Raw genomic sequence first — 13065 nt, 5'->3', positions numbered from 1 at the left:
CCGGAGCCTGGGATCAGGCCCCGGCCTCCTCGGTGGCTTCGTCTTCTTCGCCGTCCTCGGCCGCTTCCTCGGCCTCGAGTTCGGCGGGATCGACCCAGCCCAGCTGGATGCGGGCGGTCATGACCATGTTCTGCGCCTCTTCGAGGCCCACGTCGAAGGGCTCGAGCAGACCGTCATCCTTGGTGCGCTCGCCATCCACCGTGGTCCAGCCGCCGGCCAGTTCCCAATCGGCACAGGTCGCGAAATCTTCCAGCGTCAGCACGCCGTCCTTCGCCAGCGCCTCGATCATCTGCGGGGTCAGGCCCTCGAAGCTGACCAGGCTGTCCTGCACGCCCAGCTCGCGGGCATGTTCCAGCGCCTTGCGGTTCTGTTCGTCCAGGAAGTCGCGGGCGCGGGCCTGCAGTTCGTTCGCGGTATCCTCGTCCACGCCGTCGATGACGAGCAGCTCGTCGAGCTCGACATAGGCGACCTCTTCCAGGTTGGTGAACCCTTCCGAGACCAGCAGCTGGGCGAAGAATTCGTCCAGGTCCAGCGTGTCCATGAACAGCTTCGTGCGCTCGGCGAACTCGGCCTGGCGACGCGCGCTTTCCTCTTCCTCGGTCAGGATGTCGATGTCGAGGCCGGTCAGCTGCGACGCGAGGCGCACGTTCTGACCGCGGCGGCCGATGGCCAGCGACAGCTGGTCGTCCGGCACCACGACCTCGATCCGCTCGGCGTCCTCGTCGAGTACGACCTTGGAGACCTCGGCCGGCTGAAGCGCGTTCACGAGGAAGGTCGGAACGTCCTCGTTCCACGGAATGATGTCGATCTTCTCGCCCTGGAGCTCGTTCACCACGGCCTGCACGCGGCTGCCGCGCATACCGACACAGGCGCCCACCGGGTCGATCGACCCGTCGTAGGAGATGACGGCGATCTTGGCGCGCGAACCCGGGTCGCGGGCCACGGCCTTGATCTCGATGATGCCGTCGTAGATCTCCGGCACTTCCATCTTGAACAGCTCGGCCATGAATTCCGGCGCGGTGCGGCTGAGGAAGATCTGCGGACCGCGGGTCTCGCGGCGCACGTCCTTGACGTAGCAGCGGATGCGGTCGTTGGGACGGTAGCTTTCGCGCCCGATCTTCTCGTTGCGGCGCAGGATGGCTTCGCCGGCGCCCACGTCGACGATGACGTTGCCGTATTCCTCGCGCTTGACGACACCGTTGATGATGGTGCCGGCGCGGTCCTTGAATTCCTCGTACTGGCGGTCACGCTCGGCTTCGCGGACCTTCTGCAGGATGACCTGCTTGGCCGACTGCGCGGCGATCCGGCCCATGTCGACCGGCGGCACGATTTCGCGGAACTCGTCGCCGATCTCCGGCGTCTTGACCTCGTTCAGGTCCAGAAGCTGGCCGTCGCGATACCAGAATTCCTCGCGCCCGGACTTGGCCGGCTCGAAGTACTGCTTGGCCTGGGCGACGGTCATCTCGGCCTGGTAGTTCTCCAGCTCCTCGTCCTCGACCACGGTGCGCACGCGGGTGAAGGTCGCGCGGCCGGTCTTGCGGTCGATCGACACGCGGATGTCCATCTCGGCGCCGTAGCGGCTCTTCGCGGCCCGGGCGAGGCTTTCTTCCATCGCCTCGATCACGAGACCGGGGTCGATCATCTTCTCGCGCGCGACCGCCTCGGCGGTTTGCAGAAGCTCGAGCTGGTTAGCAGAGGTAATAGCCATGTTCAGTCCTCCTCGGACCCTTCTTCGTCCGTGATCACTTCATCGTATTGGGTTTCGTCGATGACGCCGGCGTCCTTGCGCTGTTTCAGCATCTCGGCAATCAGGTCGTCCGTGAGGACGAGTTTGGCTTCGGCCAGGAGATCGAAGGTCAGCCCGATGGTGACCGGTTCGCCGTGGTCCTCGATCTCGATCAGGATCTCGTCGCCCTCGGTCCCGGCGAGCGTGCCCTTGAACCGCTTGCGGCCGTCGATCAGTTCGCTGGTCTCGACCTTGGCGATCCAGCCGTTCCAGGTGTCGAAATCCTTCAGCCGGGTGAGCGGCCGGTCGATCCCGGGACTGGAAACCTCCAGCGTGTATTCGCCGTCGATCGGATCCTCGACGTCCAGCGTCGCGCCCAGCGCGGTGTTGATCGCGGCCAGGTCCTCGACCTCGATCCCGCCGTCGGCCTTGTCGGCCATGATCTGCAACGTCTGCGTGTTGCCCCCCTGGAGCCGCAGACGGACCAGCTCATAGCCCATGTCCTCGATCACCGGGCGCACGATATCGGCGAGCCGGCGGTCGATGGCGGTCTTGGCGACGAGGTCTGTCATGGGATTCCTTCAGACACAAAAAAACGGGCCAGCGGCCCGTTCACGTTTCCGGTGGAGCGTCGGGTTTGGACCCCAACGCACCGCTGTTGAGGCGGATATAGGGGAGGCGGCCCGAGTCTGCAAGGATAATGTTCTCAGCCCGGTTTGCGCGCCACCAGGAACAGCGCCGACTTGGCGTCCGGGGCCCAATCCTCGACGATCTCGAGCCCGGCATCGCTCATGAAGCCGCGGATGTCGTCCTCCCCGATGAAGGAGAGGTGGGGAATGATGCCGATGAGCTGGCCCACCGGCGCGATCACCCGCAGCATGCCGATGCCGGCGGTGCGCACGGTCGAGGACACGAAGACCCCGCCGGGCTTCAGGCCCGCGGCGATCTTGCGCACCGTGGCGGCCGGGTCCGGCAGCAGGTGCAGGACCGACAGCGCCAGCACCATGTCGTAGCTTTCCGGGGCCACGTCGACGCGGTCGAAATCGGCCGCGACGAACTGCATGTTGTCGGGCACGGGCCCCTGCGCCTCGGCGTGGCGCAGCATCTCGGCCGAGATGTCCATCGCGGTATAGCTGGCCACCTCCGGCGCGTGGCGACGCCCGGTGTTGCCGGACCCGCAGCCGATTTCCAGCACGTCCATGTCGGGGCGCATGTATTTGCGCGTCAGCGCCAGCTTGTGTTCGTAGCTCTCCGGATCCGCGATCGGCGAGGCGATGTAGCGCTTGGCCAGCCGGTCCCAGATCCGCGCCTGGTTCTTCACAGCCCCAGGGTCTCGCGTTGGCGCGACAGCTTGTCGGTGGTGCGCACCAGCTCGGCGGCGATCCCCGGTTCGCTGACAGCGTGGCCCGCGCGCGGGATCATGCGGAATTCGCTTGCCGGCCAGGCCTTGTGCAGACCCCAGGCCGCGGCGGGCGGGCAGATCATGTCGTGGCGCCCCTGCACGATGGTGGCGGGGACGTGCGCGATGCGGTTCATGTTCGCCAGGATCTGCTGTTCGGGCGACAGGAACGCGCGGTTGTGGAAGTAATGGTTCTCAAGCCGCGCGAAGGCGAGCGCGTAGTCCGCGGGGCTGTCGATCATCGCCCCGTCGTTCTCGATGCTGGCCAGCGCGTTCTCCCACGACGCCCAGACGCGGGCATGGCGCAGTTCTTCGCCCCGGTCGCCGGAAAACAGCCGCTTGTGATAGGCGGCGATCAGGTCGTCGTGCTCGTCCTCGGGGATCAGTTCGCAGAAGCGGGCCCAGAGATCCGGCCAGAACTGCCCGGCGCCACCGCCGTAGAACCAGTCGAATTCCCGCTCGGTCGCCAGGAAGACGCCCCGCAGCACGAGCCACGCCACCTTGTCAGGATGCGCCTGGGCATAGATAAGGGCCAGCGTCGCGCCCCAGCTGCCGCCGAAGACGATCCACCGGTCGATCCCGAACGTATCCCGGATGAGTTCGATATCGCGCACGAGGTGCCAGGTGGTGTTCGCCTCCACGCTGGCATGAGGGCGCGAGCGGCCGCAGCCACGCTGATCGAAAAGGATGATGCGATATTTTTTCGGATCGAAGAACCGGCGCATCGCGGGGGAGCAGCCCCCGCCCGGACCGCCGTGCAGCACGACGATCGGAATGCCCTCACGGGCTCCGCATTGCTCGACATAGATCGTGTGGCCATCACCGACCTCGAGCATGCGCCGATCGAACGGCTCGATGGGGGGATACAATTTTCCCCCTGCGGTGGTTTTTCCTGCGGCCTGCTCCATGGGGAACCTATATACAAACGGAAATCACGACGCCATGACATACGAGGCTAACATGAGCACCGGTCAAACGACAGTCGATCCCGGCGAAGTCGCCAAGTTCGAGGCGATGGCCGCAGAATGGTGGGATCCGAACGGCAAGTTCAAGCCGTTGCACATGATGAACCCGGTCAGGCTGGATTACATCACATCACAAATCGCGGCGGAGTTCGGGCGTGACCTTACGGAATCCGCCCCGTTCGCCGGCCTGTGCATCCTCGATATCGGCTGCGGCGGCGGGCTTCTGTCCGAACCGATGGCCAGGCTCGGGGCCGAGGTCGTGGGGGCCGACGCCGCGGAGCGCAACATTCCGGTGGCCCAGGTCCACGCGGAGCAATCCGGGCTCGACATCGACTACCGCCACACCACGGCCGAGGCGATGGCGGCGGCGGGCGAACAATTCGACGTGGTGCTGAACATGGAAGTGGTCGAGCACGTGGCCGACCCGCTTTCCTACCTCACCGCCTGCCAGCAGTTGCTCAAGCCCGGCGGTCTGATGGTCGCCTCCACGATCAACCGGAACGCGAAGAGCTTCATGGTCGCCATCGTGGGGGCCGAACACGTGATGCGCTGGCTGCCGAAGGGCACGCACGAATGGTCCAAGTTCATCACGCCCGACGAACTCGAGGGTCTGGTGGGTGACGCGGGGCTGCGGATGGTCGACAGGCAGGGTTTCGTGTTCAATCCGGTGCTGTGGAGCTGGTCGATCTCGGCCCGTGACCTGTCGGTCAACTACGTCACCGCCAGCGTGAAGCCGGCCTGACCTACTCGGCGGGCAACTGAAGCAGCCGCACGCCCCTGCCGATCGGCAGGCCGATCCCGTCGCGGGGGAAGAAGTCGGCGAAGGCGCCGCTGTTCTGCAGGATGCGGATCGCGGTGGGTGACGTGGCCGGAATGAAGTGACGCGACTCCGCCGTGTCGGCGAGCGCGGTGAGATCGACGATCGTCAGCTCGCCTTCCGTCGACACCTCCACGTCGCGGGTGTTGCCCAGCCGCTCGCGCACGCCGGAATAGCGTGACGACAGAAGCAGCACCCGGTCGCGGTCCGACACGAAGATCACGAAATCCTCGGGCAGGGCGCGGAACCGGGCGGCCTGCGACTTGAACACCTCGATGTCGATGTCCGGGGACACGAACGCGATCCCGTCGATGTTGGCACGCACCCAGCCGGGGTTGTCGATCTCGATCTGGCGCAGGGTCTCCATCACCAGCATCGCGCCCAGGGAATGGGCGACCACGTTGACCCGATCCGCATTGAGCGTGGCGATCTCGCGCAGGAACCGTTCCATCGCGTCGCGCGAATAAAGCAGGCTTTCGCGGTCATAGGCATACCCGGCGGTCGATCCGCGGCTGGGCCAGGCGAAATGGACCATCGCCCCGTCGAGCCCGAAATCCCGCTTGAGCTGGGCCGCGCGGAAGACGCCGGTGTAGAAGGCGTTGAAATACCCGTGGACGTAGACCGTGACCTCGCGCTTGCCCCGGGGTTCGTCCGCCAGGGCCCGGTTCACCGCCGCGCGGAAGCCGGGGCCATCGAAGCGCCGGGCGGAGCCGACCGAGAAATCGGTTTCGGGATCGGGCACCTCGACGATCCGGGCGGGCTGACCGGGGGCGTAGTCGCGCGGGAAGTTGACCGGGACGCTGAGATAGGTCGTCCCCCGGCCCCGTTCGCCGGTGAACCGGCCGGTGTCGTCCTCGGCCCGGGTCGTGGCCACGAAGACCGTCTCCGCCGGCCCGGCGGACGACCCCTGCAACAGCGGCGTATAGGTCGGGGCCGTGCAGGCGGCGAGCGCGAGCAGGGTCAGGCACACGAAAAGGCGCAGTCGCACGATCACCGCAGGTCCTTTCGAACCGACGGGGGTGCTCCGCTCACGCCCCGCGGGGCATCAGAGCATGTAACGCCCCACGTCGGCGCTTTGCATCAGCTCGCCCAGGTTGGCCTCGACGAAGCTCTTGTCCACGACGATCTCCTCGCCCGCCTTGTCCGGCGCCGTGTAGCTCAGTTCCTCGAACACGCGCTCCATGACGGTATAGAGCCGCCGCGCCCCGATGTTCTCGACCGTGGTGTTCACCTCGGCCGCGATGCGGGCCAGTTCGGCGATCCCGTCCTCGGTAAAGGTGACGGTGACATCCTCGGTCCCCATCAGGGCGGTGTATTGGCGGGTCAGCGCATTGTCGGTTTCCGTCAGGATGCGCACGAAATCCTCTTCGGTCAACGCGCGCAGTTCGACGCGGATCGGCAGGCGGCCCTGCAATTCCGGCAACAAATCCGAGGGTTTGGCGATGTGGAACGCCCCCGAGGCAATGAACAACATGTGATCGGTCTTCACCGGACCATGCTTGGTGGACACCGTCGTGCCCTCGATCAGCGGCAGAAGATCGCGCTGAACGCCTTCGCGCGACACGTCGCCGCCGCGCGCGTCGGCACGGGCGCAGACCTTGTCGATCTCGTCGATGAAGACGATCCCGTTCTGCTCGACCGATTCCAGCGCCTGCTTGGTGACGGCTTCGTCGTCCAGGAGCTTGTCGGCCTCTTCGCTCATCAGCACGTCATAGCTTTCGGCCACCGTCAGCTTCTTGCGCACCGTGCGCCCGCCGAAGGCTTTTCCGAACATGTCCGACAGGTTGATCATCCCCATGTTCATGCCGGGCTGGCCGGGCACGTCGAACATGGGCGCGCCGCCGCCGGTGTCCTGCACGTCGAGCTCGATCACCGTGTCGTCGAGTTCGCCGGAGCGCAGCTTCTTGCGGAACATCTCGCGCGTCTGTTCGCGCGCACCTTCGCCCGCGACCGCCTCGATCACGCGTTCCTCGGCGTTGTGCTCGGCCGCGCTCTTCACGTCCTCGCGCATCTGTTCGCGCGTCTGCACGATCGCGGTGTCGACGAGATCGCGCACGATCTGCTCCACGTCGCGGCCGACATAGCCGACCTCGGTGAATTTCGTCGCCTCGACCTTGATGAACGGCGCGCGGGCAAGCTTGGCCAGCCGCCGCGAGATCTCGGTCTTGCCGACCCCCGTGGGGCCGATCATCAGGATGTTCTTGGGATAAACCTCGTCGCGCAGGTCATCGGACAGCTGTTTACGCCGCCAGCGGTTGCGCAGGGCCACGGCCGTGGCGCGCTTGGCGTCCTTCTGGCCGATGATGAAGCGGTCCAGCTCGGACACGATTTCGCGGGGTGTCAGGTCTGTCATGTATGCCTCAGCCAGCCAGTTTTTCGACGGTCAGGTTGCCGTTCGTGTAGACGCAGATGTCGGATGCGATCGCCATCGCGGCGCGGGCGACCTCTTCGGCGGACTTGTCGGTGTCCATCATGGCGCGCGCGGCAGCCAGGGCATAGTTCCCGCCCGACCCGATCGCGGCCACGTCATGCTCGGGCTCGAGCACGTCGCCGGCGCCGGTGACGATGTAGAGATCCTTGCCGTCCGACACGATCAGCATCGCCTCGAGCTTCTGCAGGTACTTGTCGGTGCGCCAGTCCTTGGCAAGCTCGACACAGGCCCGCGCCAGGTGGCCGGGCGTGGATTCCAGCTTGGTTTCAAGCCGTTCGAGAAGGGTGAAGGCATCCGCCGTCGATCCGGCGAACCCGGCGATGATGTCCTCGCCGCCCGGGGACAGCCGGCGCACCTTGCGCGCGGTCCCCTTTATCACCGTTTCGCCCAGGCTGACCTGTCCGTCGCCCGCGATCACCACTTCGCCGCCCTTGCGCACGCCGCAGATCGTCGTGCCGTGCCAGCCGGGAAACTCGCTCATGTCGTCTCGCCTCCTGTCGTTCCGTCGCTATATGGACCCCCTGCCACGCGGCGACAACCACCCGGCTTGACCGCCGGCAGCGGTCGGCTAGCGTGCCGGGATGGCCGAGGCGAAAATTCTGCGGATCTACCTGGACGACGTCATGCTCGACATGGCGCTCCGGGGCGTCTTCGGCTTCGTGGCCCGCGTGACCAAGGCGTTCGAAGAGGCGGGCTTCCGGGTGGAGCTGCGGCGCAACGGGTTCGAGGAACGGCTGAAGTCCGGGGCGCGGCGCGGCTATTCGCTCTTCCTCATGGACGACCCGTTCCATCCGAAATCCCTGACCATGCGCAAGGCCTACTACTTCCCGTTCTGGCGGATCGAGGCGACCGCGAAGCGCTGGGAGTTCGAGGTCGCCCGGAAGTCGTTCGACCCGGCCGAAATAGACCCTGTTACAGCCGAAAACTGGGTTCACAACTGGCGCCGGTGGATCTTCAAGCGCGGCCCCGAGGCGGCGGAGAAGACCGGGCTGATCTACGTCGCGCTGCAGGGAAAGCTCGCCGAGCACCGCTCGTTCCAGTCGATGTCACCGATGGAGATGATCGCGGCGGTGCGCGACCGCGCGGGCGACCGGCGCATCCTCCTGGGCCTGCATCCCGGCGAGGATTACCCGGACCGCGACCGCGCCGCGCTCGACCGGATCGCGGCGGAGGATTCCCGCGTCACGATCCGGACCGGCGGGATGGAAGAGGCGCTCAGGGTCTGCGACGAGGTGGTGACGCAGAACTCCGCCGCCGCGCTGTCGGGGTTCTTCTTCGGCAAGCCGGCGATCCTGTTCGGGGACTGCGATTTCCACCACCAGATGCCGCGCGTCGGCGCGCTGGGGGTGGACGAGGCATGGCGGCGCCTCGAGGGGCCGCCGCCCGCCTTCGACCAGTACCTTTTCTGGTTCATCCAGCTCAACGCGATCAAGGCCGACGAAGACGGGATCGCGGAAGAGCGCATCCGGGCGACCTGCCGCCGCCACGGATGGGAAATCTAGGCTTTAATCCAGCCAACCGCGCAGGTTTTCGACGGCCACGTTCGTCAGCGCGGCGATGTGTTCGTCGTCATCGTTGAGGCAGGGGATATAGGTGAAGCTGTCCCCGCCCGCCTCTTCGAAGCTCTCGCGGATCTCGCCGTTGATCTCTTCCAGCGTCTCGATGCAATCGGACGCGAAGGCGGGGGCGAGCACGGCGATGGATTTCACGCCGTCTTCCTCGACCAGCCGCGCCACCTCGTCCACCGTGTAGGGTTTGAGCCATTCCTCCGGGCCGAAGACCGACTGGAAGGTCGTCACGATCCGGTCCTTCGACCATCCCAGCCGCTCGGTCAGAAGCCGCGTCGTCTTCTGGCACTGGCAATGATACGGATCGCCCTCCATGAGATAACGCTGCGGCATGCCGTGGTAGGAACAGATGATCCGCTCCGGCGCGTCCGCCTCCGTCGGGTAGTGGCGCAGGACCGACGCCGCAAGCGCCTCGATGTAGTCGTCGCGATCGAAATACTCCGGCGCCGTGCGCACGGACGGCATCCGGTTCTCGTCCATCAGCGCGCGGAAGAACTGGTCGTTCGCGGTGCCCGAGGTCGTCGCGGAATATTGCGGGTAGAGGGGGAAGAACAGGATCTTGGTGCACCCCGCCTCGACCATCGCGCGTACCTTCGACCTGGTCGACGGGTTGCCGTAACGCATGCAGAAATCGACCATCACCCGGTCGCCGAACCGGTCAGTCAGCGCCGCGTCCAGCTTGGCGACCTGGTCCTTCGTGATCGTCATGAGGGGGCTTTCGCCCTTCTCGTGGTTCCAGATCATCTTGTAGTTGGCGCCCGACTTGAACGGCCGGATCGTCAGGATCGGCCCCTGAAGGATCGGCTGCCATTTCCAGTTCGGGTAATCGATCACCCGCTTGTCCGACAGGAACTCGTTCAGGTACCGGCGCATCGACCAGTAGTCGTAATTGTCCGGCGTGCCGAGATTGGCGAAGAGGACTCCGACCCTGGGGGTCGGAATCCGCGGGTGGTCCGAGGGCATGTGTTCGTTCATCATCCTGTCCCGTTCAAACCTGCCTGTTACGTATCGCGCTTGAGCTTGGTTTCATCCGTGTTGAGCGCATCGGCCAGACGGGCCTGCGCGCTGCCGGGCCGCAGCGGCTTCTGCTGGCTTTCATGCGGGGCCCAGCCGACGAGGAAAACGAATTCGAAGGTCGCGTGGATGCGCCCGTCCTTTTCGTGCTCGGCGGCATAGCGCGCGGCGGTTTCGGCGAAGACCCCGCGCGGCGTGAACCCGGCCCGGGTGGCCAGCGCATTGCCTTCTCCCATCGCGCGCAGGTCGCGCATCAGCGCCAGCGCATCCGGGTAGGACACGTCGCGCTGGGAACTGTCGGCCACCGGCAGGGCGAATCCGGCCCGTTGCAGAAGCGCACCCAGGTCGCGCAGCTCGCCCATCGGCAGGAGCCGGGGGGACAGCCCGCCCGTCTGAGCCACCTCGGCGGCGGTGAGCGCGGCCCGCAGCTCGGTCAGCGTTTCGCCCCCGAACATCACCCCCATGAAGAACCCGTCCGGCTTCAGCGCGCGGTGGCACTGGATCAGCTGGCCGACCGGGTCGTTCGACCAGTGGAGCGACAGGCCGTGGATCACCAGGTCATGCGCCCCGGGGGTGAGGTCGAGCGTCTCGGTATCCTCGACGATCACGGCATCGGGGAAAGCGCGGGCCCAGACATCGGGGAAGCCGGTCACGACGGCCGGCGACGTAAACGTCCTGTTAACCTCGACCAGCCGATCCTGCACCTCGAAGGCGGCTTCTTCCTGCAGGAACATGCCATCGGGGCGCGCGCGGGCGCGGGTCTGGGACAGGCGGCGGGGATCGGTCAGCTTCGACATGGCGCGGACCATAGATGGAGGGCTCCGAAATGCAATCACTGCTCCGCGCGGTCTACCCGGCGCAATGCGCCTCCTGCGGGGCGATGGTGGAGGACGACGGCGGGTTGTGCGGTCCGTGCTGGGCCGACACGCGGTTCATGACCGGGCATGTCTGCGACGCCTGCGGCCTGGGGCTGACCGGCGACGGCGACGGAAACCGCGACCTCTGCGACGATTGCATGACCATCGCGCGGCCGTGGTCGCGCGGGCGCACGGCGTTGCATTACTCGGGGAACGGGCGGCGCATGGTGCTTGCCCTGAAACACGCGGACCGGCCGGACATCGCAACGCCGGCCGCCCGGTGGATCGCCGGGACGCTCGGGCCGCTGGTCACGCCGGGGCTGACGATCGTGCCGGTGCCATCGCATTGGACGCGCGTCTACCGCCGGCGCTACAACCAGGCGGCCGAGCTTGCCCGCGCGCTCGCCCGCACCACCGGTCTGGGACTTCTGCCCGCGGCGCTGGTGCGGGTGCGGGGCGGCCGGACGCAGGGCGGGCGGACCTTCGACGATCGCTTCGCCAACCTGCAGGACGCGATCCGGCCGCATCCGCGGCGCGGCCCGGCGATGGCCGACCGTGACATCCTCATCGTGGACGACGTGATGACCTCGGGCGCCACGCTGGCCGCCGCGACCGAGGCCGCCTTCGCCGCCGGCGCGCGCGACGTGCGGATCGCAACACTGGCACGCGTGGCCCGAGATGCCTAAGTATCGTGCAAACGGGGAAACCCACGCAAAGGATACATGCCATGCAACCGGTGACCATCTACACCACCCGAACCTGTGGCTTCTGCCACGCCGCCAAGCGGCTCTTGACCACCAAGGGCGCCGATTTCGACGAGATCGACGTGGGCGGCGATCCCGAGAAGCGCCAGGAAATGACGCACAAGGCGGGCCGCCACACGGTGCCGCAGATCTGGATCGGCGACATGCACGTGGGCGGGTATGACGACCTTGCCGCGCTCGAACGCTCCGGCAAACTCGACCCGCTGCTCGCCGCCTGATGCGGGTCGGCCTGCTTCAGCTGTCCTCGGGCGACGACCCGGCCGCGAACCTGCCCCACACGCTCGCGCGCATCGACGAGGCGGCGCGGGACGGGGCGACGCTGGTCCTCACCCCCGAGGTGACGAACTGCGTCTCGACCTCGCGCCGGCAGCAGGAAGCGGTGCTGCAACGTGAAGACGACGACATTACGCTCGCCGCGCTGCGCGATGCCGCGCGGGCGCACGGGATCTGGATCGTCGCCGGGTCGCTCGCGGTGAAGACCGACGACCCGGACGGGCGCTTCGCGAACCGGTCCTTCCTGATCGCGCCCTCCGGTGACGTGACCGCGCGCTACGACAAGATCCACATGTTCGACGTGGACGTGTCCGAGACGGAATCCTACCGCGAAAGCAAGGGCTATCGCCCCGGTACGCGCGCCGTCCTGGCCAACACGGATATGGCGACGCTGGGGCTCACGATCTGTTACGACCTGCGGTTTCCGCATCTCTTCCGCACACTCGCGCAGAAGGGCGCGCAGATCATCACCGTGCCGTCCGCGTTTTCCACCGGCACCGGGCCGGACCATTGGGAGCCGCTCCTGCGGGCCCGCGCGATCGAGACGGGATGTTTCATCCTCGCCCCGGCGCAGACCGGGCAGAACACGGAGAAGCGGGCGACCTACGGCCACACGCTCGCCGTGTCGCCCTGGGGCCGGGTTCTGTGCGACGGGGGGACGGAACCGGGCGTCTGCATGGTTGATCTCGACCTGCAAGACGTGGAAACATCGCGCTCACGTATTCCATCCCTTCATAATGACCGGGCATTCGATATCCCCGATGAATGACTCACAGACGGACAGCCTATCGGTCGCGCTGTTCAGCGAAATGTTCATGGCCGACCAGCTGGCGCGCAACGCGTTGTCCAATGCCCTGCCCAAGGGCATGGAGCTGAGTCATTTTTCGGTGCTCAACCACTTGGCCCGGGCCGGGGAGGCGAAGAGCCCCGCGAAGCTGGCCAAGTCGTTTCACGTCACGCGCGGGGCGATGACCAACACGCTGCGCAAGCTGGAATGGGCCGGGCATATCCACATCCACCCGGACTGGGACGACGCGCGGCGCAAGCAGGTGACGATTTCCCCGGCCGGGCGCAAGGCGCGCGACGCGGCGCTGGCGGCAATCACGCCGATCATCGCGGATGTCGTCACATCGATCGGCCACGACAAGGTCCGCTCGGTCCTGCCGGTCCTGCGCGAGATGCGCGCGAAGTTCGACGAACAGGGCTGACGCACACGAAAAAGCCGCCCCGAAGGGCGGCTTCCACGATCTT

The 13065-nt window shown here is 66.5% G+C and carries 15 protein-coding genes; 6 read left to right on the top strand and 9 right to left on the bottom strand.

Annotated elements, in window-relative coordinates:
- Window positions 1-13: 13 nt before the first annotated feature.
- The 4 genes from nusA to pip form a co-directional block, all read right to left on the bottom strand.
- Window positions 14-1708, bottom strand: coding sequence for a transcription termination factor NusA (nusA, locus tag GQE99_RS03710; RefSeq protein WP_161350233.1), 1695 nt, complete (start codon window positions 1706-1708; stop codon window positions 14-16).
- 2 nt (window positions 1709-1710) lie between these two features.
- Window positions 1711-2298 (bottom strand): ribosome maturation factor RimP, encoded by a 588-nt coding sequence (rimP, locus tag GQE99_RS03705; RefSeq protein WP_161350232.1) that lies wholly within the window; start codon window positions 2296-2298, stop codon window positions 1711-1713.
- A 134-nt stretch (window positions 2299-2432) separates the two neighbouring features.
- Window positions 2433-3047, bottom strand: a complete 615-nt coding sequence (locus tag GQE99_RS03700) for a methyltransferase domain-containing protein (RefSeq protein WP_161350231.1) — start codon at window positions 3045-3047, stop codon at window positions 2433-2435.
- The gene (gene pip / locus GQE99_RS03695; RefSeq protein WP_161350230.1) at window positions 3044-4033 is read right to left on the bottom strand and encodes a prolyl aminopeptidase; all 990 of its coding nucleotides are present in this window, start codon (window positions 4031-4033) and stop codon (window positions 3044-3046) included. Before pip ends, GQE99_RS03700 begins: the two co-directional genes overlap by 4 nt.
- A gap of 52 nt (window positions 4034-4085) precedes the next feature.
- Here pip and ubiG point away from each other — a divergent pair, with 52 nt between their 5' ends.
- Entirely contained in the window at window positions 4086-4832 is a 747-nt protein-coding gene (ubiG, locus tag GQE99_RS03690; RefSeq protein ID WP_161350229.1) for a bifunctional 2-polyprenyl-6-hydroxyphenol methylase/3-demethylubiquinol 3-O-methyltransferase UbiG, read from the top strand.
- A 1-nt stretch (window position 4833) separates the two neighbouring features.
- Here the strand turns inward: ubiG and GQE99_RS03685 are convergent, their stop codons facing one another.
- From GQE99_RS03685 to hslV, 3 genes are read right to left on the bottom strand one after another with little or no spacing between them, the layout of a single operon-like run.
- A complete protein-coding gene (locus GQE99_RS03685; RefSeq protein WP_161350228.1) occupies window positions 4834-5895 on the bottom strand; it encodes an alpha/beta hydrolase in 1062 nt (353 codons plus the stop codon).
- Window positions 5896-5952: 57 nt separating this feature from the next.
- Entirely contained in the window at window positions 5953-7260 is a 1308-nt protein-coding gene (hslU, locus tag GQE99_RS03680) for an ATP-dependent protease ATPase subunit HslU (RefSeq protein ID WP_161350227.1), read from the bottom strand.
- A gap of 7 nt (window positions 7261-7267) precedes the next feature.
- Complete coding sequence (gene hslV / locus GQE99_RS03675; protein WP_161350226.1) at window positions 7268-7819, bottom strand: ATP-dependent protease subunit HslV; 552 nt, start codon at window positions 7817-7819, stop codon at window positions 7268-7270.
- Window positions 7820-7919: 100 nt separating this feature from the next.
- Here hslV and GQE99_RS03670 point away from each other — a divergent pair, with 100 nt between their 5' ends.
- Window positions 7920-8840 carry a hypothetical protein gene (locus GQE99_RS03670; protein ID WP_161350225.1) on the top strand — a complete coding sequence of 307 codons (921 nt, stop codon included), beginning with the start codon at window positions 7920-7922 and terminating at the stop codon, window positions 8838-8840.
- A 3-nt stretch (window positions 8841-8843) separates the two neighbouring features.
- Here GQE99_RS03670 and hemH read toward each other — a convergent pair whose 3' ends face one another.
- Window positions 8844-9881, bottom strand: coding sequence for a ferrochelatase (gene hemH / locus GQE99_RS03665; protein ID WP_161350224.1), 1038 nt, complete (start codon window positions 9879-9881; stop codon window positions 8844-8846).
- 26 nt (window positions 9882-9907) lie between these two features.
- Window positions 9908-10717, bottom strand: coding sequence for a methyltransferase domain-containing protein (locus GQE99_RS03660; RefSeq protein ID WP_161350223.1), 810 nt, complete (start codon window positions 10715-10717; stop codon window positions 9908-9910).
- 29 nt (window positions 10718-10746) lie between these two features.
- Between GQE99_RS03660 and GQE99_RS03655 the strand changes: the two genes are divergently transcribed.
- Genes GQE99_RS03655 through GQE99_RS03640 form a run of 4 tightly spaced genes read left to right on the top strand, consistent with a single transcriptional unit; the run spans window position 10747 to window position 13022 of the window.
- Complete coding sequence (locus GQE99_RS03655; RefSeq protein ID WP_161350222.1) at window positions 10747-11463, top strand: ComF family protein; 717 nt, start codon at window positions 10747-10749, stop codon at window positions 11461-11463.
- A 41-nt stretch (window positions 11464-11504) separates the two neighbouring features.
- Window positions 11505-11759, top strand: coding sequence for a glutaredoxin 3 (grxC, locus tag GQE99_RS03650; RefSeq protein ID WP_161350221.1), 255 nt, complete (start codon window positions 11505-11507; stop codon window positions 11757-11759).
- On the top strand, window positions 11759-12583 hold the full coding sequence (locus tag GQE99_RS03645; RefSeq protein WP_161350220.1) for a carbon-nitrogen hydrolase family protein: 825 nt from the start codon (window positions 11759-11761) through the stop codon (window positions 12581-12583). Before grxC ends, GQE99_RS03645 begins: the two co-directional genes overlap by 1 nt.
- Complete coding sequence (locus GQE99_RS03640; RefSeq protein ID WP_161350219.1) at window positions 12576-13022, top strand: MarR family winged helix-turn-helix transcriptional regulator; 447 nt, start codon at window positions 12576-12578, stop codon at window positions 13020-13022. Before GQE99_RS03645 ends, GQE99_RS03640 begins: the two co-directional genes overlap by 8 nt.
- Window positions 13023-13065: the final 43 nt, after the last annotated feature.

The organism is Maritimibacter harenae, from assembly GCF_009882975.1.
Lineage (GTDB): Bacteria > Pseudomonadota > Alphaproteobacteria > Rhodobacterales > Rhodobacteraceae > Maritimibacter > Maritimibacter harenae.
Note: the sequence above shows the minus strand (reverse complement) of the source record. Positions and strands in the feature narration are given on the sequence as shown.

Bases quoted from the DNA above. Each gene is read 5' to 3' on its own strand.
- GQE99_RS03670 (WP_161350225.1), top strand. From the start codon at position 7,920: ATGGCCGAGGCGAAAATTCTGCGGATCTACCTGGACGACGTCATGCTC.
- GQE99_RS03640 (WP_161350219.1), top strand. From the start codon at position 12,576: ATGAATGACTCACAGACGGACAGCCTATCGGTCGCGCTGTTCAGCGAA.
- nusA (WP_161350233.1), bottom strand. From the start codon at position 1,708: ATGGCTATTACCTCTGCTAACCAGCTCGAGCTTCTGCAAACCGCCGAG.
- GQE99_RS03655 (WP_161350222.1), top strand. From the start codon at position 10,747: ATGCAATCACTGCTCCGCGCGGTCTACCCGGCGCAATGCGCCTCCTGC.
- pip (WP_161350230.1), bottom strand. From the start codon at position 4,033: ATGGAGCAGGCCGCAGGAAAAACCACCGCAGGGGGAAAATTGTATCCC.
- ubiG (WP_161350229.1), top strand. From the start codon at position 4,086: ATGAGCACCGGTCAAACGACAGTCGATCCCGGCGAAGTCGCCAAGTTC.
- GQE99_RS03660 (WP_161350223.1), bottom strand. From the start codon at position 10,717: ATGTCGAAGCTGACCGATCCCCGCCGCCTGTCCCAGACCCGCGCCCGC.
- grxC (WP_161350221.1), top strand. From the start codon at position 11,505: ATGCAACCGGTGACCATCTACACCACCCGAACCTGTGGCTTCTGCCAC.
- GQE99_RS03645 (WP_161350220.1), top strand. From the start codon at position 11,759: ATGCGGGTCGGCCTGCTTCAGCTGTCCTCGGGCGACGACCCGGCCGCG.
- hslU (WP_161350227.1), bottom strand. From the start codon at position 7,260: ATGACAGACCTGACACCCCGCGAAATCGTGTCCGAGCTGGACCGCTTC.
- rimP (WP_161350232.1), bottom strand. From the start codon at position 2,298: ATGACAGACCTCGTCGCCAAGACCGCCATCGACCGCCGGCTCGCCGAT.
- hslV (WP_161350226.1), bottom strand. From the start codon at position 7,819: ATGAGCGAGTTTCCCGGCTGGCACGGCACGACGATCTGCGGCGTGCGC.
- hemH (WP_161350224.1), bottom strand. From the start codon at position 9,881: ATGAACGAACACATGCCCTCGGACCACCCGCGGATTCCGACCCCCAGG.